This window comes from Pseudomonas sp. Q1, from assembly GCF_009935975.1.
GTDB classification, from domain to species: Bacteria; Pseudomonadota; Gammaproteobacteria; order Pseudomonadales; family Pseudomonadaceae; genus Aquipseudomonas; species Aquipseudomonas palleroniana.
In genome coordinates, this window is sequence record NZ_QODI01000065.1 from 1 (window position 1) to 657 (window position 657).

The 657-nt window shown below is 39.6% G+C and carries 1 protein-coding gene; it reads left to right on the forward strand.

Annotated features, from left to right (window positions below; all coding sequences use genetic code 11):
- Positions 1-236: 236 nt before the first annotated feature.
- Positions 237-657: replication initiation protein (locus DK870_RS29150; protein WP_161550431.1), on the forward strand; the 421-nt coding region annotated here is incomplete at its 3' end.

The window sequence follows — 657 nt, forward strand, 5'->3', positions numbered from 1 at the left end:
CTATTGTAAATTATAAAGAATAAATTTTAAAGGTGTGCGTCTACCGAGTTAAAGGTGTGCGTCTACCGAGTTAAAGGTGTGCGTCTACCGAGTTAAGGTGTGCGTCTACCGAGTTAAAGGTGTGCGTCTACCGAGTCATGTGGATAAAAACCCACCTCTTTTACACGGGTGTATATTGACAAAGTCAGCAACACACCTATAAAGTAGGTGTGTGATTAAAAAAACAAAGTACACCTATGAAATTAACCAACGTATCGAGTAAAACAAAAGTTCGGCATAAAACTGATATAAACAAAACACTATCTAAGATGCCCTTATCATCTAGGCGCGTTTTATTTATGGCTATTGCTCAACTTGACTCTAAAAAGATAGTAAAACAAGGCCAAGTGTTTCGTATATACGCTAGTGAGTATGCAAAAATAGCTAAGCTGGAAATGAATACAGCCTACGAACAACTAAAATCCGCTACGTTGGATTTACAGAAACAGATAATAGGAATCCCAAAAGATCAACTTTTACCGCCTATAGCTCGTCAAGGAGATCGGCCTTGGAAGAAACCTAGCGGTAAAGGGGTTCGCATGCTTAACGTCACTGAATACTGTGACTATGAGGACGGTGACGGTTACGTAGATATTAGCTTTAGTCGTCAAATGGAGC